This window comes from Kosakonia sp. S42 (assembly GCF_016624785.1).
In the GTDB taxonomy this organism is placed as follows: domain Bacteria; phylum Pseudomonadota; class Gammaproteobacteria; order Enterobacterales; family Enterobacteriaceae; genus Kosakonia; species Kosakonia cowanii.
This window is the reverse complement of record NZ_JACVTW010000119.1, coordinates 1-240: the sequence shown is the minus strand read 5'-3', so window position 1 is coordinate 240 and position 240 is coordinate 1. Positions and strand designations below refer to the sequence as shown.

1 protein-coding gene is annotated in these 240 nt (G+C 57.5%); it reads left to right on the top strand.

What is annotated here, in order from left to right; genetic code table 11:
• The coding region (locus IAE50_RS25820) for a TraC family protein (RefSeq protein ID WP_200581708.1) at positions 1–240 on the top strand (240 nt) is incomplete at both ends.

Here is a 240-nt window from a genome sequence, read left to right as displayed (position 1 = left end):
GATCGCATCGCGCGCGGCGTCAGTACCGACATGTGGAAAGGCCCGATGGCCGCGCACCTCAACAGCATTACCCGCGCGTTCTGGGAAAAGTCGGCACTTGAGGGGATGGCCAACAAACGGGAATATCCCCTCTATCTGCGCCATTACCGGGTCTTTATCGTGTACGGCCGCAAGGTTCGGCACTTCACATCGAAAATAACGGATGAACTCAAGCAGATCCGCAACACCATCCGCGTGTCG